This is a genomic window from Xiashengella succiniciproducens (assembly GCF_023674465.1).
Taxonomy (GTDB): Bacteria; Bacteroidota; Bacteroidia; order Bacteroidales; family Marinilabiliaceae; genus Geofilum; species Geofilum succiniciproducens.
On sequence record NZ_CP098400.1, the window covers coordinates 2,070,539 to 2,093,610 of the forward strand.

At 44.2% G+C, this 23,072-nt stretch carries 15 protein-coding genes; 7 read left to right on the forward strand and 8 right to left on the reverse strand.

Going from position 1 to position 23,072, the window contains the following annotated elements:
• Positions 1–10 precede the first annotated feature (10 nt).
• Positions 11–844: an outer membrane protein assembly factor BamD gene (locus tag M9189_RS08760; protein WP_250722425.1), complete on the reverse strand. Its 834-nt coding sequence runs from the start codon at positions 842–844 to the stop codon at positions 11–13.
• Between the two features lie 269 nt (positions 845–1,113).
• Between M9189_RS08760 and M9189_RS08765 the strand changes: the two genes are divergently transcribed.
• Together M9189_RS08765 and M9189_RS08770 are read left to right on the forward strand one after the other, a co-directional pair.
• On the forward strand, positions 1,114–2,355 hold the full coding sequence (locus M9189_RS08765; protein WP_250722427.1) for an aminotransferase class I/II-fold pyridoxal phosphate-dependent enzyme: 1,242 nt from the start codon (positions 1,114–1,116) through the stop codon (positions 2,353–2,355).
• 185 nt (positions 2,356–2,540) lie between these two features.
• Positions 2,541–3,260, forward strand: coding sequence for an MBL fold metallo-hydrolase (locus M9189_RS08770; protein WP_250722429.1), 720 nt, complete (start codon positions 2,541–2,543; stop codon positions 3,258–3,260).
• 5 nt (positions 3,261–3,265) lie between these two features.
• On the opposite strand, the gene M9189_RS08775 is transcribed toward M9189_RS08770, so the two are convergent.
• Together M9189_RS08775 and M9189_RS08780 are read right to left on the reverse strand one after the other, a co-directional pair.
• Positions 3,266–4,147, reverse strand: coding sequence for a transglutaminase-like domain-containing protein (locus M9189_RS08775; protein WP_250722430.1), 882 nt, complete (start codon positions 4,145–4,147; stop codon positions 3,266–3,268).
• A gap of 17 nt (positions 4,148–4,164) precedes the next feature.
• Positions 4,165–5,040, reverse strand: a complete 876-nt coding sequence (locus M9189_RS08780) for a nucleoside phosphorylase (RefSeq protein ID WP_250722431.1) — start codon at positions 5,038–5,040, stop codon at positions 4,165–4,167.
• A gap of 226 nt (positions 5,041–5,266) precedes the next feature.
• Between M9189_RS08780 and M9189_RS08785 the strand changes: the two genes are divergently transcribed.
• Positions 5,267–5,725, forward strand: coding sequence for a DUF4293 domain-containing protein (locus M9189_RS08785; RefSeq protein ID WP_250722433.1), 459 nt, complete (start codon positions 5,267–5,269; stop codon positions 5,723–5,725).
• A 120-nt stretch (positions 5,726–5,845) separates the two neighbouring features.
• Here M9189_RS08785 and odhB read toward each other — a convergent pair whose 3' ends face one another.
• Entirely contained in the window at positions 5,846–7,126 is a 1,281-nt protein-coding gene (gene odhB / locus M9189_RS08790) for a 2-oxoglutarate dehydrogenase complex dihydrolipoyllysine-residue succinyltransferase (protein ID WP_250722435.1), read from the reverse strand.
• Positions 7,127–7,154: 28 nt separating this feature from the next.
• Entirely contained in the window at positions 7,155–9,971 is a 2,817-nt protein-coding gene (locus M9189_RS08795; protein ID WP_250722437.1) for a 2-oxoglutarate dehydrogenase E1 component, read from the reverse strand.
• 222 nt (positions 9,972–10,193) lie between these two features.
• Here M9189_RS08795 and M9189_RS08800 point away from each other — a divergent pair, with 222 nt between their 5' ends.
• Positions 10,194–13,229 (forward strand): PD-(D/E)XK nuclease family protein, encoded by a 3,036-nt coding sequence (locus M9189_RS08800; RefSeq protein WP_250722438.1) that lies wholly within the window; start codon positions 10,194–10,196, stop codon positions 13,227–13,229.
• A 2-nt stretch (positions 13,230–13,231) separates the two neighbouring features.
• Here M9189_RS08800 and trmD read toward each other — a convergent pair whose 3' ends face one another.
• The gene (gene trmD, locus M9189_RS08805) at positions 13,232–13,918 is read right to left on the reverse strand and encodes a tRNA (guanosine(37)-N1)-methyltransferase TrmD (protein WP_250722440.1); all 687 of its coding nucleotides are present in this window, start codon (positions 13,916–13,918) and stop codon (positions 13,232–13,234) included.
• A 163-nt stretch (positions 13,919–14,081) separates the two neighbouring features.
• On the opposite strand from trmD, the gene M9189_RS08810 reads away from it, so the two are divergent.
• From M9189_RS08810 to yidC, 3 genes are all read left to right on the forward strand, one after another.
• Positions 14,082–16,010 (forward strand): DUF349 domain-containing protein, encoded by a 1,929-nt coding sequence (locus M9189_RS08810; RefSeq protein ID WP_250722442.1) that lies wholly within the window; start codon positions 14,082–14,084, stop codon positions 16,008–16,010.
• Positions 16,011–16,409: 399 nt separating this feature from the next.
• Positions 16,410–18,023 (forward strand): CTP synthase, encoded by a 1,614-nt coding sequence (locus tag M9189_RS08815; protein WP_250722444.1) that lies wholly within the window; start codon positions 16,410–16,412, stop codon positions 18,021–18,023.
• Between the two features lie 36 nt (positions 18,024–18,059).
• Positions 18,060–19,922: a membrane protein insertase YidC gene (gene yidC, locus M9189_RS08820; RefSeq protein ID WP_250722445.1), complete on the forward strand. Its 1,863-nt coding sequence runs from the start codon at positions 18,060–18,062 to the stop codon at positions 19,920–19,922.
• A 70-nt stretch (positions 19,923–19,992) separates the two neighbouring features.
• On the opposite strand, the gene M9189_RS08825 is transcribed toward yidC, so the two are convergent.
• Together M9189_RS08825 and M9189_RS08830 are read right to left on the reverse strand one after the other, a co-directional pair.
• Positions 19,993–21,768, reverse strand: coding sequence for a glycoside hydrolase family 3 protein (locus M9189_RS08825; RefSeq protein WP_250722447.1), 1,776 nt, complete (start codon positions 21,766–21,768; stop codon positions 19,993–19,995).
• Positions 21,769–21,772: 4 nt separating this feature from the next.
• Entirely contained in the window at positions 21,773–23,056 is a 1,284-nt protein-coding gene (locus M9189_RS08830) for an exo-beta-N-acetylmuramidase NamZ family protein (protein ID WP_250722449.1), read from the reverse strand.
• Positions 23,057–23,072: the final 16 nt, after the last annotated feature.

A 23,072-nucleotide genomic window follows, 5' to 3' on the forward strand; every position in this document is an offset into this window, starting at 1 on the left:
ATAATTAAGACTATTGATTACTACTTGTTGTTGATTTAAGCAATTTGTTTATGTCCTGAAAGATTTTGTTGGCATTGCTAAGATACGCACTTTCAGGGTATTCGTTTATAAAAGAATAATATTCATCAAGAGTATCCCTTAGACGCTCATCCTTCTTGGCCTCAACACTATTGACAGCCTCTTTGTACTTGGCATCAAGGATCAGGAAATAAAGCTCTTCCCTGTATTTTGTATCGGGAAAATCATCAAGAGTGTTACGGGCTGTAATTACTGCTGACAGATAATTGTTACCCAGATATGATCCCAAATCATAATACATCTTTGCATTTAGATAAGCCTTGTATGCCAGTTTGTCACGCAACTCATCCATAAAAGCTGTCGCTTCCTTAACCCTTTTACTTGTGGGATAAAGATTGATAAACAGCTGAAAACCTTCAAGTGCTTTATTTGTCTCAGTCTGATCCAGACGGGCTGTAGGTGAAAGCATGTAACTACAGTATGCTGCATTAAACTGAGCCTCTTCTGCATATGCACTGCTGGGATAGCTTTGAACAAAGACTGTAAAATAATGACCAGCAAGCATATATTCCCTGGCCTTGAGAAGGCAATCTGCATAGATATAGTGAGATAACTCACCCCTCTCAGTAGCCCGGTAGCTCCTCATCACATCATTGAAAAGAGTTGCAGCCCTTTTATAATCCCCATTGTTATAGTATTCCATTGCCTTCTCAAACTTCAAATCGGTATCATTGCTCTTTAAAAGCTTTTGATAATTACTGCATGAAGTGCTCAGGATTAGCAAGGTAAAAAAGAGTACTCCCCTTACAAGCTGACTTTTATTCATAGTTATTTTTTGTAGTTTTTCAACAGGAGCCATACCTGGAAACATCCTGCAAAAATAGATAATTCCACGTAATTCCCCAATAAATGATTTCTTTAATTTATAGCACTATGACCATAGCGGGTCATAGCGCTACAAGGATAAGCAAAATTCAGACCATCTTTTAAGGCATATGCAGGCAAATACCGAAAAAAATAAAAAACCCTTGGCGACTAAGGTGAATATATAAAAAAACTTACCTTTGCCTTAGAAATAATTAAAACCTTATTAACGTGGATATTTTTGATAAGATACACACAAGTATGGGCCCTTTGGGCCAATATGGTAAAGAAGCCCATGGTTATTTCATGTTCCCCAAACTTGAAGGGGAAATTCATCCTAGAATGAAGTTCCGCGGTAAGGAAGTTCTTACCTGGAGTTTGAACAACTACCTTGGATTGGCCAACCATCCTGAAGTGCGCAAGGCTGATGCTGATGCTGCAAAGGAATACGGACTGGGCTATCCTATGGGTGCCAGGATGATGTCAGGACATACCAGCAAGCACGAGGAACTGGAAGCTCAGCTCGCTGATTTTGTCGGAAAGGAAGATGCTTATCTTCTCAACTTCGGTTATCAGGGTATGATTTCAATTATCGACACTCTGGTAAATCGAAATGATGTCATCGTATACGACTCTGAGTCGCATGCTTGTATCATCGACGGTCTGAGGTTGCATATGGGTAAACGCTTCGTTTTCCCACACAATAACATTGAGAACCTACACAAACAGCTACAAAGGGCAACAGAACTAGCAGAAAAACAAGGTGGTGGAGTACTCGTAATCACTGAAGGTGTATTCGGTATGGCCGGTGACCTTGGTAAGCTTGATGAAATCGTAGCCCTCAAGAAGGAATTTAACTTCCGCATTCTGGTTGACGATGCTCACGGTTTTGGTACCATGGGTAAGACCGGTGCCGGTACTGCAGAACACTTCGGCGTTGCTGATCAGATAGACCTTATCTTCGGAACCTTCGCCAAATCAATGGCTAGCATAGGAGCTTTCGTTGCCGGTCGTGAAGATGTAATCAGCTACCTGCGCTATAATATGCGCTCACAGATCTTTGCCAAGTCACTGCCAATGCCATTGGTTATCGGTGCTCTGAAGCGTCTGGAACTGGTTCGCACACAACCTGAACTGCGTGAAAACCTGTGGAATGTAGTACACAACCTGCAAAAGGGTCTGCGCGAACAAGGCTTCGACCTTGGCCACACTCAAAGTCCGGTTACTCCGGTGTACCTCAACGGTACTATTCCAGAGGCTACCGAACTTACTATGGACCTGAGGGAAAACTACAGCATCTTCTGCTCTATTGTTGTTTATCCCGTTGTTCCAAAGGGCGTTATCATGCTTCGTATTATCCCGACAGCAGTTCACACTCTCGAAGACGTGGATTACACTATCAAAGCATTTGCTGAGATTAAGGAAAAGCTTGCTGCCGGTAAGTACAAAGCCGACAAGATCGCAAGCATCTGATAATATTGCGAGTCATCCTGATTAGGGTAATGTTTATTCATTATATCTGAATTAGGTTGATGAGACTTTTAAAGAAAAAGAGGTTGTCCCCACCGGGACAGCCTCTTTTTCTTTACCGGAGCCTATTGACCGGAATCTCGTATTTGTTGTACCTTTACCCTTGAATTAACCAAAAAAGGAACACCATGAAAAGGATTGTTAGTACACTATTTCTTAGCATTTTAATCACTACCCTTGGAATGTCACAGATTCAAAAATCAGTATTTCAAACTGGTGAGGAGGAGTTGGAGATATGGCATATAGGTCACGGATCTCTGATGCTGCAATATAAGGGCAAAGTTATTCATATTGACCCATTCAGTACCCTGACCGACTACACAACCCTTCCAAAGGCTGACCTTATACTTATAACCCACGAACATGCCGACCACCTTGACCCAAAGGCAATCGAAACAATCAGGAAGGAAGGTACTGATTTCATTCTGACCTCGGTGTGCTACGAAACAGTAAAGGAAGGACAAGTTATAGCTAATGGTGAGAACACATCATGGAATGGCATCCAGATTGAAGCTGTACCTGCATACAACATCGTGCACAAGCGTCCCGACGGTAAGTTCTACCATCCCAAAGGTATTGGCAACGGCTATGTGCTTACTGTTAAGAACTTAAAGGTGTATGTTGCAGGCGATACAGAGGACATACCCGAGATGAAGAATCTTAAAAACATAGATGTGGCCTTCCTTCCAATGAATCTGCCCTACACCATGACTCCGGAGATGACTGCAAATGCAGCACGTATGTTCCGACCCAAAGTATTGTATCCCTATCACTATGGCAATACAGATACCAACAAACTCGTTGAGTTGCTGAAGGATGATACCGCAATAGATGTAAGAATCAGATAACAGAATCAGGAGGAGATATCACCAAAGAGAGACAACAGCTCTTTAATCTCCTCCACCTTTTCATTTTGCTTGTTGCTTTCGTAAGAGTACACAAGGTTGTTGAGCAGGCGTTGTACAGTATCCTTGTTGCTACAGGGCAGATAGTACGAGTCACTCGGCTCCAGCTTTTGCTGCTTAACGAAGTATTCTATTTCCTTGCGACCGAGAACAGCTCCCTTATTAATTGCATTAATATAAAACAGCACGGAGATCTCTTCTCCCTGGTTGACTGTTGCAAGGTCTCCCCCTTCATCAAGATATGCCATCACGTAGTTTTTGGGAAGATTTACACCATAGACGGGAACTCCCGAACGCTGTGCTATTACTGAATAAAGCACCGACAATGACACCGGATTGCCCTTGCGTGAATCAAGGACGTCACTGATGAAATTGTTTTGAGGTGCCATGAAATTGGTATTATTGCGACCGAATTCATGGACATCAAACAGGATATGGTTGATTATGCGAACCTTTTCAAGTGCAGTAAGGTGGTCGTTTAGCTCTAGCCATACATCCTTACGAATTGCATTGACTTTCTTGTCTATATCCTCGTACCTGAGTTCGGGGTACTGATATCTTGCAACAAGGTAAACACCGTATAGGAGGTCATCTTCGGAAACTGAAAGCCAGTTGCGCATGCGGGCTTTGAGGTCTTTAAACTGAAGGGTATGTATCAGGTTTTCCAAACGACGTTGATATACAGCGTCACCGGTACTCTCCCAGGCCTTTTCAAGGTCGGGTACTATATCAACCTCCTCTTTGAGCAGCTCGCCCTCGACGGTTGAATACACCTCTTCACTAGGATCATCCAACAAGCAAATCAATGCCTGTACTTTGTTTCTGTCCATACCAGGTATGTCTTAAGCTATTTAGCTAAGCTATCCAGAACATATTCTATAAGCAGTGTAACCTGCTTCTTGTAATCCTTGCTGTAATTACCGGCAAGTCTGTTTGCTATTATCACACATACAGTAACCGCCTTGTGTCCCAATAGAGCCGAAAGACCATAAATGGCCGAGCACTCCATTTCGTAGTTGCATATCCTCTGCTCACCGTACCTGAAAGCAGTAATCCTCTCATTTATGTCAGGCATCGCCAGACCCAGACGAATTACCCTGCCCTGGGGACCGTAAAAACCCGGAGCAGAAATAGTAGCACCCGGATATACCTTGTCACTCTTCAACCTTGATATCAGAGTACTGTCAGCTTTGACAACATAGGGTTTGGTAAGGTTGGCCTTCCATCCGCTATGACTTATAAATGCCTGTTCAAATCCAAGGTCGCTGATTCCATCACGACCTGCATAAAAATTCAAAAGCCCGTCGAAACCGACGGCCTTCTCGCTTAGCACCCATGAATCTGATGGTATATCAGCCTGAAGTGACCCAGAGGTCCCTATCCTCACTATTTCAAGTGACCTGTGATCCTCTTTTGGCAGACGTGTGGCAAAATCAACATTTACCAAGGCATCCAGCTCATTTAACACAATATCTATATTGTCTGTTCCTATTCCCGTAGAGATAACAGTAAACAGCACTCCTTTGTATGAACCGGTGCTCCACACAAATTCACGGTTGTCACCTCTATGCAACACCTCATCAAAAAAACCTGCAACCGTCTCCACCCTACCCGGATCTCCTACCAGAATTACCTTTCCGGCTAATTGTTCCGGCTTGATATGAAGATGAAATGCCGAGCCGTCAGGGTTGATTATTAGTTCTGAATCTGCTATTGGCTTCATGCCTAAAAATTAAACTTTGGTCAAAATAATACATAATTTTCCAAAATTCAATAAAAATGTTATGAACAAGGCTGTTTATAACTCAGCACATTAGGGTTTCAGGAAATCTATCGATTATCAATATATATTATTTTGTAAAGCATAATTATTCTGGAAATATGAAGTGCAGTAACTCCGCTTTTTCTGGACTTTCTTATTAATTTTACACGAAACAAAAACACCAGCGATGATACAGCGAATACAATCACTCTATCTTTTAGTTGCCTTGCTGGTCACCGGAAGCCTGTTGTTTACCAACATGCTATATCTAGAGACCACAACCGCATCTATGGCACTGAGACAAAACGGACTTTTCGAAGTTACGGGAAATGCAGACCTTATCGGCAGAACAATGCCACTTCAGCTAATGCTGACGGTCACACTGCTACTGCTTCTGGTTACTATCTTCCTGTTTAAAAAACGTCAGCTTCAACTCCGCATCTGTGGCATTAATTTGGCCATGCATGCCGGATTATCGGTTTTGATATTCTATTATGGTAAGCATTTCTCCAAATTATTTAATGCGGAATTATCGTTTAATTGGCCTCTGGTCCTGCCGGTAGTTTCCATTGTTTTACTGCTTCTGGCGATGAGAAGCATACTGAGTGATGAACTACTGATAAAAAGTATTGACAGGATAAGATAAAAAAGCGGCCTTGTAGCCGCTTTTTTATCTTCGATTTATTCATTCCTGATAATCAATCTCTGCTATATACGTAGGGACTGCAATATATGCCAACCTACACCGAAATCTCAACAGGCTTAATTACAAACCCAATAGTGCTTCTTCGGGGTTCTTTCCTCCAAAGACCAGCGACACCGGATTTTCAATTAACTTTTTCACCTCAACAAGGAAGCTTACTGAATCCTTACCGTCAATCAGTCTGTGGTCGTAGCTCAGAGCTACGTACATCATAGGTCTGATCACTATCTGTCCCTTGACTGCTACAGGGCGGTCAACGATATTGTGCATTCCTAGAATAGCCGACTGTGGCGGATTGATAAGTGGGGTTGACATCATGGAGCCATAGGTACCACCGTTGGTAATCGTAAAGGTACCACCGCTCATTTCTTCAAGCGACACTTTTGCGGAGCGGGCCTTTTCGGCCATTTCCTGCATATCGCGTTCTATCTCGGCCAGGCTCTTTGCATGAACGTTACGTATTACAGGAACGAGCAGACCCTTGGGTGACTGCATGGCCACCGAGATATCTACGTAAGACGGGGTAATAATATCATCTCCATCTATTATGCTGTTGATAACCGGAAATTTCATCAGAGCCTGCGCAGCAGCCTTGAGGAAGAAGGAGTTAAGTCCGATTTTGAAGCCATGTTTCTTGACAAAAGCATCCTGGTAGCTCTTGCGGAGATCCATCAGAGCCGACATATCCACTTCGTTGAAGGTGGTAAGCATAGCTGTCTCGTTCTTTACCTTAACTAGGCGTTTGCTAAGTTGCTTGCGCAACTGGGTCATAGCCTTGCGTTCCTCTGTTCTTTCAGTGGACTGAGCCACAGATACTGCATCCAGTCTTCCTTCGCGTAAGGCAAGGATTAGCCCTACCTCCTTGGAACTTAGTCTCTTAAGCCCCTTGAGAACCTCATCAGCAGAGAGATTTTCCGCAGCCATCATGCTACGGGCAAGTGGTGTTGTTCTGATCTTAACATCTTCACCTTTGGAAGACGTAACCGGGCCTGCCTGATCTTTAGTGGCAGAAGCTGATGCAACAGATGCAGGTTTTGCCTGGTCAACCGGAGCAGCAGGTTTGGATGCAGGTTGTGGTGCCGGAGCAGCAGGGGCATCAGGTACTTCGACTGACGTGTCGATAGTACAGGCAATGGAGTTGACCTTTACAGTCTGTCCGGCCTGAATAAGAAAAGTGATTTTACCGCTTTCGGGGGCTATTAGTGAAAGAGTGGCCTTATCGGATTCCACCTCTGCAAGTTCCTGATCCTTGCGAACAAGGTCGCCGTCAGCAACAAGCCAGTTGGACAATTCCACTTCAGTTATTGATTCCCCGGGAGTGGGTACCTTTACTTCTATTATCATATTGTGTATATGTTTTGTCTTTTACCTGTCAGATTGAGAATTTCTGATTTGCACTGAAATAATAGTGAGTCTTCAGGATTTCCTCACGTGTTTTACCCTCCATACATTGCAAATTACAATATGGCAAATTCTTTTCGCAATGACATCTCTTGAAAACCTTTTCAATGATTTCCCTCTGCCCTACCATATGCAGTCCGGCTAGTCCGGTAGCCGGACTGGCGCTTGCGATACGTGCAACCGGTATCAGGTCTTCATATGGCAACATGCTGCGAATATAATTCCATGCACCCATATTTTCAGGTTCTTCCTGTACCCACAGTTTCAGTTTTACCTTCTCATACTTCTTGAGTATGGCCTGAACATGCTTGCGTGGGAATGGGTGAAGCTGTTCTATTCTTACAAGTGCAACATTTCTTGCGTTGAGCTCCTGTTTGCGCGCTAGCAGGTCGTAGTAAACCTTGCCAGAGCAAAAAACCAGCCTTGACACAGAAGTCATATTGACATTATCGTCATCTATAACCTCCTGAAAGCTTCCTTCGGCAAGATCCTCAATTGTTGACACGCACATAGGGTGACGCAGCAGACTCTTGGGAGTAAAGATAACCAAGGGTATGCGGTACTCACTTTTTACCTGACGACGCAGCACATGGAACAGATTTGCCGGTGTTGTCAGGTTTGCCACCTGCATATTGTTGCGGGCAGAAAGGTTCAAAAAGCGCTCTATCCTTGCACTTGAGTGCTCGGGCCCCTGCCCTTCGAAACCGTGAGGTAGGTAAAGCACAAGGCCGTTCATCAGACCCCATTTTTCTTCAGCCGAACTGATGTACTGGTCGACAATAACCTGGGCAACATTGGTAAAGTCACCAAACTGAGCTTCCCAGATATTTAGTCCGTTGGGCACTCCCAATGCATGACCATATTCAAAACCAAGTACACCGTACTCTGACAATGGTGAATTATAGGCATGAAAGGAATTAGGGTTCTTGTCAAGATGGCGAAGCGGCATATAGCGCTCGTTCATATCTTCTAGGGTAAAGCTGGCATGACGGTGAGCAAAGGTCCCCCTCTCACTGTCCTGTCCGCTCAGGCGGACAGGATGTCCGTCATCAACCAGGGTAGCATAAGCCAGAAGCTCAGCAATAGCCCAGTCCACCTTGTTGCTATCAACTAGTTTCTTTCTATCCTCCAGTATCTTATAGACCTTTGAGAAAAACTGCATATCCGAAGGAAGGGTATTTATCCTCTCGAAGAGCTTATGCAGAACATCCTTAGCCACGCCTGTAGGATAAGTCACCTCAAAATCACCTTTGACAGCATACTTATACCCTTTCCAGAGATCGGGAAGGAAGGGGCCTATCGACATCTTCTTAATAAGTTCGGAGGCCTTAAATTCTTCTTCAAGATAGGATTCAAACTCTACATTGAGTTGCCTAATCTCTTCCTCGCTCAGTACCCCCTGGTTTATAAGCTGCTGTCCATAGATATCTCTTGGATTGGGGTGAGAGGCAATAATCTTGTACAAAGTAGGCTGCGTAAAACGGGGTTCATCTCCCTCATTATGACCGTACTTTCTGTATGATAATATGTCAATAAAGACATCACTTTGGAACTTCTGGCGGTACTCCATAGCCAGTTCGAAAACATAAACAATAGCCTCGGCATCATCACCGTTGACGTGGAATACTGGGCAGTTGGTTACCTTGCCCACATCAGTACAATAGGTGCTAGAGCGAGCCTCCAGATAGTTGGTTGTAAAGCCCACCTGGTTGTTTACAACAACATGAATAGTTCCCCCTGTCATGTAACCCGGCAACTTGGCCATCTGAATCACCTCGTAGACCACTCCCTGAGTAGCAACTGCGGCATCACCGTGGATGATAACGGGAACAACCTTTTCAAAGTTGCCTTGATATGCGTGATCTATTCGAGCCCTTGACAATCCCTCGGCAACCGGAGTTACAGTTTCCAGGTGGGAAGGGTTGGGTAGCAACATAAGGCGAACCCTCTTGTCACCGCTGTCTGTTACGCTATCATAACCAAGGTGATACTTTACGTCACCCAGGGAGATATTGTCATCATATTCATCTGCAACGAATTCCTTAAATACATTGCGATAAGGCTTGCCCAGTACATTTGTAAGCACATTCAGACGGCCCCTGTGAGCCATACCAAATACAAATTCGTTGACACCCAACTGAGCACCCTTGTCTATCAGGGCTCTGACACCGGGGATAAGGACTTCCGATCCTTCGAGAGAGAAGCGCTTCTGACCAACAAATTTCTTGTGCACAAAGGTCTCAAAACCCACAGCACGCTTGAGGTAACGATAAATACTCTTCTTCTTGTCCGCATCAAACGATGGAAGGTTTTTCACACTCTCCATCTTATCACGCAGCCATTCTACAATTTCTGGCTTACGGACATAAAGGAATTCCACACCAATCGAAAGACAGTAAGTGTCTTTGAGGTGTTGTATTATATCCCGCAGTTTTGCAGGTCCAATACCTATCTGGCTACCAGCCTGAAAAACCTGGTCGAGATCACTTTCCTCCAAACCGAAGTTTTCAATGTCGAGAGTAGGGAAATACCTACGTCTTGCCCTAACGGGATTGGTTTGGGTAAACAGGTGTCCTCTCTGCCTGTAGCCATGTATCAGGTTTATAACCTTAAACTCCTTGCCAATCTCCTCACCACCAGCGTGGTTGAAGTTGGCAAGCGCAAAGTCAAATCCCCTGAAAAAATTTAGATATCCGGGATCCACAGAAGATGGATCCTTTTTATACTGTTGGTATAATGCCTCAATAGCTCCTATTTCGCTATTGCTGACAAATGAAAATTCATCCATAAATACCTTGAGCCCCCTTTTATGATGACAACATTTTTAATGCCTGCCCCAAAATTTCGTACAAAACAAAAACATTGCTAATTTCAAGGCTTCACTTACTATTGCAAAGTTATGCAAACATTCCTCGAACACTTAGCAAAGTATCATATAACTTTCCATTTAACAGATTTAGACGAATTTTGTTTTGTATTCCCTAGTCGCAGGGCATGCAGGTATTTCTCAATGTTTCTGGGAAGGCTAACAGACAAGCCTATATGGGCCCCCAAGATATTGACGATCAGCGACTTTTTTGGTCATCTAGACTCCACTCCAATCCCAGACAATATTACCCTTGTTTTCAAGCTCCACGAATCATACTGCAAGATTAGTGAAAAAGATATTTCAATAGATGATTTTCTGCCATTAGGTGAGATGTTGCTGAATGATTTCAACGATATCGACAATTATATGGCAAACCCCCGTGAGGTGTTTGCCAATCTGGCTGCTATCAAAAATATGGAGATGGACTATTCTCATCTTACTGAAAATCAGATAGAGGCTATCAGGAGCTTTTGGAACACCTTTGATCCTGAAAGGCTATCGCAACAGCAAACAGGTTTTCTTTCTGTTTGGGACAAACTGGGAGATCTTTATAATCATTTCAGAGCCTCTCTAACTGAACAAAACATGGCCTATGGCGGAATGATAACAAGGAGCATAGCTGAAAAGGTCAGAAACGACAGGTCTCTTGATATACCTTTTAAGCATGTGGTATTTGCCGGCTTTAATGCTCTCAACAAGTGCGAGCGAACCATATTCAATTACCTGAAGATACAGCAGAAGGCCACATTCTTTTGGGATTATCCGCAATTGCTGTTGACTGAAAAGCAGGATCCTTCCAACCCTGTTATGAAAGTGATGCATGAGGGTGGGCTTTTTATGAAGCAGAATATTTACGACTTTCCATCACCGGAAAACTGGGAAGACCCATTCAATACGGATGCTGCCGAGATAGTGATTACAGCCGCATCCAACAGTCTGGTACAGGCCGGTGCAGTATATGACTTTCTGGAACAAATAGCTACACAAAAACAGTCAGGTACCCCTGACTCTGAAATACCCAAAGTGGATCTGAGAACTGCAGTAATACTTGCCGATGAACAACAGCTCTTCCCGGTGCTTAGTTCCATACCCCCTCAGTTTTCCCCTATCAACATCACCCTGGGTTATCCCCTAAAAAGCACCCCGGCTTTTGCTCTGGCCGAAATCCTGCTGGCTATGCAAAACAACTGCAGGGAAACCCGTGAGGGAAAGACATGGTTTTACCATAGGGACGTTACAGCCCTGCTGCAACATCAATATATCCTTGGAATACTGGGTCAGTCGGCTCTTGAACTGAGTCGCAGACTCATTAGGTACAACAGCCCATTTATTGAAGGCGGATTGCTGCAGGAAAACAGCCTCTGCTCAAAAATATTCAGGAAGGCCGGTGATGTAAACGAGCTCACCTCCTATCTTATGGATATCCTGACCCTTATTTACAGATATCTTAGAGGCAGTGACAATTATAACGGGAACAAGCTGGCAACCATTGAAAGTGGGCTTCGAAATGGTCAGTCACCGGTACAAGGCACACTGTTTGAAGAGATTTCTGGCCAGGAGCTAGCCTCTGGTGATGAAGATGGAAAGAGTGCACATATACAAAATTCGTCTGTCGGGAAGGAGTTGAATGATATTAGTGCTGCCGGGACAGAAGGCAATATTGGAAGCTTGCAACAGCCCTCAGACATCGAAGAGCTTGATGTACATGGAGAGAAGAAGGCTCTTGAAATGGAGTTTATCTACTACCTCTACACTACTGTCAAGCGTTTGTCTGACATACTTTCCAAACTACCTGTCCAGCCAAATCCAACAACATGGCAGTCTTTATTCCGCAAACTGGCAGCTTTTCAATCTGTGCCTTTTAACGGAGAACCGCTGAAGGGTCTCCAGGTAATGGGTTTGCTAGAAACCAGAGCGCTTGACTTTGAAAACCTTGTAATCATTGGAATGAATGAGGGTGTCTTCCCCAAGAGTTCCCCCCCGGATTCCTTTATTCCATACAACCTGAGAAAGGCCTTTGACCTGCCGGTAATCGACAACCAGGATGCAATCTTTGCCTACTATTTCTACAGGCTGATCCACAGGGCCAGGAAGATCAGGCTTGTGTACAGCACTACCGGAGCAGGTGCAGAAGAGGCTGAGATGAGCCGCTTTCTGCAACAGCTCTATTACGAGTATCCCGGCAAGATTATTATGGAAACACCCATGCAGAAAGTAAGTGTACCTGCAATCAAGGAACTTTATGCAGAAAAAGACAAGTCTGTGATGGCTCAACTTAGCCGATTCCTTGAAAATGGGCAGGCCAGGCTGTCGCCTAGTGCTATGAGTGATTATCTTGAATGCCCCCTTCGCTTCTTTTACAAGCATGTGGCCCGGATCAGGGAGGCCGACTCAATAAGTGAGGATTTGGATCCCCGCATCTTTGGAATTCTCTTTCACAGGATAATGGAGCAAATCTATTCCCCGCATAAGGGCAAGGTGGTACAAAAGGAGAATATCGAATTATGGCTCAGGGACAAGGACAAAATAAGGGAAGTGATGAATTCCGCATTTGAGGAGCAGGTCCCCTTTATTAGGCAGAGCGGTAGTGAGTTTGTTGACCTCCAGGGCAAGAACATTCTGATTTATGAGATTCTGTTCAGGTATGTAGTGCGCTTCCTTGAAATGGAAAGAGATCAGGCACCATTCAGACTTGCCGACCTTGAAGAGAAAGTTGCTATCATACATGCTGTAAATGAAAAGCTAAAGGTCAATCTTGGGGGTATAATTGACAGAACCGACGAAAAAGAAGGGATAACCAGAATACTTGATTACAAGACAGGATCGGCATCCAACAGCGCCTCCAGACTCGAAGATCTATTTACCCAGGAAAAACATGGGGATAAAAAGGCAATATTCCAGACTCTGCTTTACTCTTATATCAAGTCTGTACTAGCCGGTCATGATTCTATTGAACCAGGCATTATCCCTATTACCAAGATCTTTGACAAGAACTTCTCGAGTTCGATAACAATAGACAAGCAACCTGTGATCTTTGGAAGTGTTAAAGCGGAGTTTCTGGAAAGGCTGAATCCGGTACTTGAGGAACTGTTTAACCCCACCATACCCTTCATGCAGACCAGGGTGGAGAAAAATTGCAACTACTGTCTCTTCAGGCAGCACTGCTTTAAGGATTAAGATTAAGCCTGATCCTCCCCGAGGAGGTCAGGTCTTAGTCTTTTGGTCCTTTCGAGCGCTTGTTCTTCTCTCCACCTTTCTATTTTTGCCTCATGACCTGAAAGCAGTATATCAGGTACTTTCCAGCCCTTATATTCAGCCGGACGGGTATAAACCGGAGGAGCAAGCAGATTATCCTGGAAGGAATCAGAGAGAGCTGAGGTCTCATCTGAAATCACTCCGGGTATAAGTCTAACAACAGAATCCACAACAACTGCAGCTGCCAGTTCACCACCAGTCAGCACATAGTCGCCAATTGAGATTTCCATTGTGATAAAATTGTCACGGACACGCTGATCGACACCCTTGTAATGGCCGCAAAGGATGATCAGGTTACCCTTGAGAGAGAGCTGGTTGACAATCTTTTGGTCCAGACGTTTGCCATCAGGACTCATATAGATAACTTCGTCATACTCTCTTTCACCCTTAAGTTTTGAGATCACCCTGTCAATAGGTTCGATCTGCATTACCATACCTGCCCCTCCTCCAAAAGGATAGTCATCCACCCTGCGATGCTTGTCAGTTGAGTAATCCCTTATATCATGCAGGACTATCTCCACATGCCCTTGCTCAACAGCCCTTTTTATAATGCTTTCAGAGAAGGGTCCCTGAAACATATCCGGGAAGAGGGTCAAAATATCAATCCGCATATCATTAAATTTCCTGCAAAGATAGCAAAGCAGCACGTATCGGCATAATAAGGTTTTTTCAAAAAATCTTTTGACACTAACGCTTTATGTGATATATTCGTAATCTAATTAAAATAAGAGCTTAATCACAGCTCAGATGTTGCACCCCCAAACACCTACGGTGATGGAAGCAAATGAACTGAACAAGGAGCCCATTGAGGGCACCAATGTGAATGCAGATGCCAATTCTAACGATCCTAAGGACCTCTCTCACAAACTGAACGTTCCTGAACTACCTATGGAAGAATCGGAGGCCTATCCGGAAGATCATGATATTCCAGATCAGGATAATGTTGCTGGGGATGAAGTTGATGATACCCCTCAGAAAACGGTAACAGAAGATTATTCTACATTTGGCCGTGCCGAACTTACAAAGGCATTGAGGACACTTATAAGGGAAAACCAGGCGGCCTCTATCAGGGATGAAGTTGAAACTATTAAGCAACATTTCGATAAGGCTACAGCAGAACTTGACGAAGAGGCTAAGGCTAAATTTGTTGAGTCGGGTGAACCGGTAGAACTGTACGTTTCCCAACCTGACCAGCTGCAGAAGGAGTTCTCAACCCTATTATTTGAATACCGCAACAAACGTGATGAAGAGCGACAAAGTCTGGAGCAGATAAAGGAAAGAAACCTTGCTCTCAAATATGAGGTTATCGAAGGCATTAAGGATCTTATCAACCGTCAGGAATCACTGGATCATACATTTCAGGAATTCAGGGCCCTTCAGCAACGTTGGAGAGAGATAGGTCCCGTACCTCAGAGCAAGCTGCAGGATATGTGGGAAAACTACCACCACCATGTAGAAAACTTTTACAATTACATCAAGATAAACAATGAGTTACGTGATCTTGACCTGAAGAAAAATCTGGAAGCCAAGGTCGAACTCTGTGAGAAAGCTGAGAAATTGATTCTGGAACCATCTCCCGTCAAGGCTTTCAAAGCGCTACAGAAACTGCATGACCTATGGAGGGAAATCGGTCCTGTGCCCCGTGACAAAAAAGATGAGATCTGGGAACGCTTCAAGGATGCCACAAACAAGATTAACGCCAGACAACAGGAACACTTTGAGTCTTTGAAAAATCAGCTCAAAAAGAACCTTGAAGCCAAGATTGAACTTTGTGAGAAGGCTGAGGCTATTGCTAATGCTGAGATTAACTCACCAAGGGATTGGGAACAAAAGAGCAAGGAGCTTATAGATCTGCAACAGATCTGGAAGACTATCGGCTTTGCTCCCAAGAAGGAAAATAATCAGGTCTATGAGCGTTTCAGAAAGGCCTGTGATAGCTTCTTCAACAACAAGAGAGATTTCTTCAAACACTATAAGGAAGATCAGCAAAACAATCTTCAGCTCAAGACCGAATTGTGTATTCAGGCTGAGGCCATGAAGGACAGTACCGACTGGAAAAAGGCTACCGATGAGTATGTCCGTATTCAGAAGAGATGGAAGGAAATTGGCCCCGTTCCCCGCAAGCAGTCAGATGCTATATGGAAGCGTTTTAGGGAAGCCTGTGACCATTTCTTTGCACGCAAAAAATCCTTCTTTGAAAATATTGACAGTGAGCAGTTTGTCAACCTGAAGGCTAAGGAAGCCATCCTCAAGGAACTCTCTGAGTTTGAGCTCCAGGAAGACAACGATAAGTCTTTCAAGGCATTACAGGATTTCCAACGTCGTTGGGCTGAAATTGGTTTTGTTCCACTAAAGGAAAAGGACCGCATAAACCAGGAATTCCGCAACCTGATAAATCAGAAGTTTGACCGTCTCAATCTTGACGAACTTGAAAAGAACCTTCACAAGTTTCGCAATAAGCTGGATAACTGGAAGTCTACCAATCAGTTTGAGGAGAAGATTGGCCAGGAGCGCAACAAGATTATGCTCAAGCTGAGACAGCTTGAAAGTGACATAGTGGTATGGGAAAACAATATTGGTTTCTTTGCCAAGACCAAGAACTCAGATGCACTTATCAGGGATTTCAAGCATAAGATCGAGAATGGTAAGCGTAATATGGAGCTGCTTAACAAGAAACTCGACATGATCGAGGAAATGTTGTAAGCAGATTACTCAAGGGACGAAACCAGTACAGTTCTACCCCAGGCTGTCCTGCCTGATATAAAAAAGAAGGACATAGTGACATTAATGCAGGAAGGTCTATTGATGCTACTACATACAGTAATCAGGAAGTTCTGAACAGATGACTTTGTACAAATAGAATCAGGGTGTCATGTGGTGCATGACACCCTTTTTTGTGTTAGTCATGTACCGATATAAAAAAGATTAAACATCTCATTTTATTTGTACAGCAGTACCAAGACCTTCAATAAATATAATAGATTTTGCTACCTTTGTACTTTGTTATTAATTTAACCGGCAATCAAAAGGACTGTAGGTCAAGTAATTGACATCCACACTTTTGCCGGAACAGGTTGTTTAATTCTTTAAAAACTGATTAAGGTGCCGGATACTCGTTATGTCTTTGTTACCGGAGGGGTTGCCTCTTCGCTGGGAAAGGGAATTATATCAGCATCGCTGGCAAAGCTATTGCAGGCGCGTGGTTATAAGGTAACCATACAGAAACTGGACCCCTATCTGAATGTTGATCCGGGTACCTTAAACCCGTATGAGCACGGTGAGTGTTTTGTAACGGAAGATGGTGCCGAAACGGATCTTGACCTGGGACACTATGAGAGATTTTTGAATGTCCCAACTTCACAGGCCAATAATGTAACCACCGGGCGTATTTACCAGACTGTTATCAACAAGGAGCGCCGTGGGGATTTTCTTGGAAAGACAGTACAGATTATACCTCACATCACAGATGAAATCAAGCGCAGGATAAAGCTTCTGGGTACCAAGCACCAGTTTGATGTAGTTATTACCGAGATTGGGGGAACTGTTGGTGACATTGAGTCCCTTCCCTATATTGAGGCAGTACGTCAGCTAAAGTGGGAACTTGGCAACAGGGCCCTGGTGATCCACCTTACCTTAGTTCCCTTCCTTGCCGCTAGTGGTGAGTTAAAAACAAAGCCAACACAGCACTCTGTCAAGGCTCTGTTGGAAGAGGGAGTTCAACCCGATATTCTGGTTCTTCGTACCGAAAAGGACCTTTCAGCAGATATACGCAAGAAAGTAGCTCTCTTCTGCAACGTTGATATGAGGGCAGTTATTCAATCAATTGACGTCAAGTCAATCTATGAAGTTCCGGTTAAAATGCAGGAAGAAGGCCTTGATGCCATAGTTCTCGAGAAACTTAATCTGCCCACCGACGAGGAGCCGGATATGAAAGAGTGGAAGGCCTTCCTGAGCAAGCTGAAGAATGCACAGAAAACTGTCAAAATAGGTCTTGTAGGTAAGTATGTAGAATTGCAGGATGCTTACAAGTCAATTATCGAAGCATTGATTCATGCTGCCACATATAACGACTACAAGGTTGATATAGTAAGCATACAGAGTGAAAACGTAAAGGAAGACAACGTTGCCGAGAAACTGTCAGGATTGAAGGGTATTCTTGTAGCTCCTGGTTTTGGTCATCGCGGTTTTGAAGGCAAGCTGGTAGCAGTGAAGTATGCAAGGGAAAACAATATTCCATTCTTTGGAATCTGTCTTGGTATGCAGTGCAGTGTTATTGAGTTTGCCCGTAATGTGCTGAATCTTGACAATGCCAACTCCAAAGAGATGGATCATGCTACTCCCCATCCGGTAATTGACCTTATGGAGGATCAGAAAAATATTACTGACAAGGGAGGTACTATGCGTCTGGGAGCCTATGACTGTAAGGTTGCCAGAGACAGCAATGTGTATAAGGCATATGGCAAGGAGCTTATCAAGGAAAGACACCGTCACCGTTATGAGTTCAATAATGAGTATCTTGCCGAATTCAAGAAATATGGCATGGTTCCAACAGGAATCAATCCGGATACAGGTCTGATTGAGATAGTTGAATTACCAACACACAGATGGTTTGTTGGAGTGCAGTTCCACCCCGAATACAACAGTACTGTTCTTAATCCACACCCGCTGTTTATGTCCTTTATCAAGGCTGCGATAGCAATGGATACTGAAAACTGATATATAAAAGTCTAAATATACATTGAGGGAAATACAATGGATAGAAATTCGATTACGGGTCTTATTCTAATTACGCTTGTTCTTATTGGTTTTTGGTTTATTAATAAGCCTGATGCCGAGCAGATAGAGGCCATGCGCAGGCAAAGAGATTCTCTCTATCAGGTAGAGCTTGCAAAGCAACAGGAAGAATTAGCCAGAGCTGCTCAGATTGCTGCAGAAGCTGCTCAACTTGACAGTATAAGTATTGAAGATGATTCTCTTGCTACAGATCTCAGACTTCAGAAATTTGGTCAATTGTGGCCTTATGTAGAGGGAGAAGAAAGCTTCTACAATCTTGAAAATGAAAAGATAAAGCTGGTACTGACCAATAAGGGTGCCCGTATCTATTCTGTCGAACTCAAGGAATACAAGACTCATGATGGAAAACCCCTGATATTATTTGATGGTGATGCCAACGTGTTTGGTTTCCCCTTCTCACACGATACCAAGGTATTCCACACGTCAGACCTATATTTCAACAAGGTTAGCCAAAACGATAGTACTATAGTGTTTGAGATAGCCGGCAATGCAGGAGAGACGATGCAATTCAGCTATACCCTGCCTGCTGACGAATACATGGTTGACTTCGACATCAATACAAAAAATCTGGGTCAGTTTATCTCCACCTCAAGAGGCACTATGGATCTCAACTGGTACGTCGAGATGCCTGCATTTGAGAAGGGAAGGCAGATGGAACAGATGTATTCAGGTATGTACTACAAGTACTATCTTGACGAAGTCGATAATCTGAAAGCCAACAAAGATAAAAGTGAGAATCTACGTACCAAGGTTAAGTGGATTGCCTTTAAGGGACAATTTTTCTCCTCAGTTCTTATCGCTGATGACGCATTTTCAGGGGCCTATGTTGAAAGCCGCTTCGAGAAAGATAAAAACAGTCCTTATTTGTTATACAACAGAACTGAAGCAGCAGTTCCTTTTGAATTAGCAAAGGACCAGCAATTGGGTTTCAGTTTTTACTTTGGTCCAAACCGGTTTTATACTCTTGACAAATACGACAAGGAGCTTGAGCTTAACAAGCTGATTCCGCTTGGTTGGGGTATCTTTGGATGGATTAACCGTTATGCTGTGATACCCACCTTCAACTTCCTTGAAGGGTTTATTGGCAGTTATGGTATTATTATCCTGATACTAACCATCCTTATCAAGCTGGTATTATTTCCGCTTACATACAAGTCGTATATATCAGCTGCCAAGATGAAGGTGCTCAAGCCTCAGATTGACGAGATCAATGCAAAGATTCCGGCAGAAAAGGCGATGGAAAGGCAGCAGGCCACAATGAACCTATACAAGAAGGCCGGAGTCAACCCTATGGGAGGATGTGTTCCTATCTTGTTGCAGATGCCGATACTTATCGCTATGTTCCGCTTCTTCCCGGCTTCTATCGAATTAAGACAGGAAAGCTTCCTTTGGGCAAAGGATTTATCTACTTACGACTCGATACTGGATTTACCGTTTTCCATTCCGTTCTATGGTGCACACGTAAGTCTCTTTACCCTGCTTATGGCGGTAACCAATATACTGTACACGAAGATGAACTCAGAAATGACCCAGACATCCAACCAGATGCCGGGCATGAAGGCCATGATGTACATGATGCCTATAATGTTCCTCTTCCTGTTCAACAGTTACGCATCAGGTTTGAGCTACTATTACTTTATTTCAACTTTGATCACCATACTGCAAACTATGGTAATCAGGCGCTGGGTGGATGACAAGAAGTTACTGCTTCAGATTCAGGCAAACCAAAAGAAACCTGTAAAGAAAAGTAAGTTTGCTGCACGCCTTGAGCAAATGGCAAAACAACAGCAACAAATACAAAAGAATCAAAGGAAAAGGTAATAGCTAACATATCAAAGAAGGAAAGCAGACAGACCCCGTGGTCTGTCTGCTTTTTTGTCATATCCCTCCCCTATTCACGGAAACTTAACCTATGTCCTGTTCCGGCCGGGAAGCCCTCAATACTTACAGGTAAGATACCATCGGCCTGAATAGCACCTTCCAAAAACTCAATTATAGCCTCCTGGGCCGGGCTATTATTCTTGAATGCTACCAGTATTACATCAGCTTTGCTTGCGCCTCTTGCACGCGATAAACGATAAGGATTGCCCATATATAATACCATGGTTGGACCTGCCTCATTCAGTCTGGTAACGACTGAAGCATCGACCTTCTGTACATCGCTGATTACAAGAATATGAGCCTTGTACTTCAAATCCAGTTTCAATCCCGGGTCTGTGGCTGTTCCATTAAGCTTTACAAGCTCAATACCCCTGCCCTTGAAATAACTTTCCAGCAGGGGTGACTCACCTGCAAAAACAGCTGCATAATTAGCTGCAGTATTACCGGAAGAGAGTGTAGAAGACCCAGAATCGGCTGCCCAAAATGCTTCCTTAAGCGGTATATCCAATTTGTTGACCAATGCCGTCAGTGCTGCGCCATATAAGGCCCTACTTAGGACTTCAGCCTCAGGTGTGTTGATATAATGCAGAAGTGAGTCAGCATCAATGAGATTCACTTGTTCACCCCTTGTAAGCCAGTATTTGAAAGCAAGGGAACGTCTTACCTTAGCTTCAAGCTCTGCTGGTGTAATCAGACTATCGGTCAAGGCCTTTATAACTGCCTGTATGGCGGCGGGCAGGTTTTCGGTAAACTCAACAATATCATTGCCTGCAGCAAGAGCAAGGGCATCTACCTGACCCGGTTTTCCCATAACCTTGGCTCCCTTCATATTTACAGCATCGGTAATTACCAGTCCTTTAAAACCCAGTGTATCCCTGAGCAGATTCCCTACCACTTTGGGAGAGAAACTTGAAGGAATGCCCGTTGTATCGGTTAATGCCGGCACATCTATATGAGCAGTCATTATCCCCCAGATACCTGCATCTATCAATGCCTTAAATGTAAGGAGGTCGCAACTGTCAAGTCTTTCACGGTTATGATTGACCAATGGCAGGGTATGGTGTGAATCAGTACCAGTATCTCCATGACCTGGGAAATGCTTGCCTACGGCCATAACTCCACCATCCTGCAACCCTCTCATATAAGCCACAGCCTTGGCAGCAACATTATATGGCAATTCACCATACGACCTCACCCCAATAACAGGATTATTCGGATTACTGTTGACATCAGCCACCGGAGCAAAATTGACGTGAATACCAAGTAGCTTTAACTGGCGGGCTATCTCCAGACCCATCCTGTAAATAAGGCTATCGTCACGTATTGCGCCTAAGGCCATTGCATCAGGAAACTCAACGGCACCATTGATCCTCATTGCGGGTCCGTTTTCACCATCTATAGAAAACAGAAGAGGAACCCTGACCTGCGACTGCAGGTCATGCACTGCCTCATATGCCTTACGAGCACTGACCTTCAGAAACAGGATTCCACCTGGTTGGTACTTTATTGTATGCTGCTTTATTTTCTGATATGAAGCCTCATCATCTGCCTTCTCGAGCGTGATCCAGAATAGCTGGGCTATTCTCTCCTCATCACTAAGGGAGACATATACAGAATCAACCCACACACGGGCCGAGTCATAAATGGCTTCAACAGTCAATGGCTGCACCCTGATCTCCTCCTCTACCACAGGTTCAAGCATAACTCCTCTCCTCTCAGAGGTATTGCTGCAAAAGGAGGTAAGCATTGCAACTGAAAGTAAACATGGCAGCAGTGATGTTCTCATATGGCTAGTCGGGATAAATCAGATATTTTATTCTCATTGCTTTGTATTCATCAAGCTCGGCCTTCCACGAAGCACGTATCTCTTCCTCGCTCCTGCCTTCCATAATTTGAGTAGCCAGCCTGTCTGTTCCTGCCAGCTGGTTGAAGAATCGCCTCCTCGATATAAAGTTCTCTGACCTACCAGACAATTCCCAAAAACGTATCAGATATTGCAATGTAAAACGATGATCCAGATCCTCAGTCGTTCTGAGATCAATACCGTAACATCTCTTACCCATATGGAGGGGCTTAGTGTCCATGCCGGGTATGGCTTTAGGCACAAAACTGAATGAACCATAGGTTCTGTCAGGAAAGCCGATTACCTGAAAGGGATGCTCTGTACCCCGACCGACACTTACTTCAGTTCCCTCGAAAAGACAAAGTGAGGGATACAGTCTAATACTAAGGCCATTGGGCAGATTGGGAGAAGGCTTGACCGGAAGCTCATATCGCATTGAATGGGTATAGGCAGCCGCAGGAACAATAATAAGGTCACATTTAATCCCAGCCCTTAACCATCCCTGTCCATTAATCATTAGTGCCAGTTCACCGACAGTCAACCCATGCACAATGGGTATGGGATGCATACCTACAAAGGATCTGAACTCATTGCGGAGTATCGGACCATCTATGTAGTCCCCATTGGGATTGGGCCGGTCGAATATGACCATGGAGACACCATGTTCAGCACAGGCCTCCATCATATAGTGCATACTCGAAATATAAGTAAAGAACCTCACACCCACATCCTGTATGTCAAACACGACAACATCCAGATCCGCCATCTGCTCAGCCGAAGGCTCCTTGGTATTTCCATACAGGGAAACTACAGGTAGTCCGGTTCTGGTATCGAACTGGTCGTCAATTCTGGCACCTGCATCAGCATCACCCCTGAACCCGTGTTCAGGTGCGAAAACCTTTCGTACATCCACACCCAGCGCCAGCAGGGTATCAAGCAGGTGAATATTGCCGACCATCGAACTGTGGTTCACCAACACCCCTACCCTTTTATCTTTTAGCACAGGAAGCCATAGCTCTACCCTTTCAGCACCAACCTTAAACACAGTATCTGCCTGACCCGATACAGGACTCAATATTGAACCAGCCAATACTACATCGTCATTGGGCTCATCAATGGTTTGACCCTCATACAGTACCCAATCCGAGTCAGAGGAACCATTTTGCTCCAATGCCCTGTTACGGCAAGCTGCCTGCGATGGCACAAGCAGGACCATCGCAAGTATAAGCAAGCACCCCCTTATACCA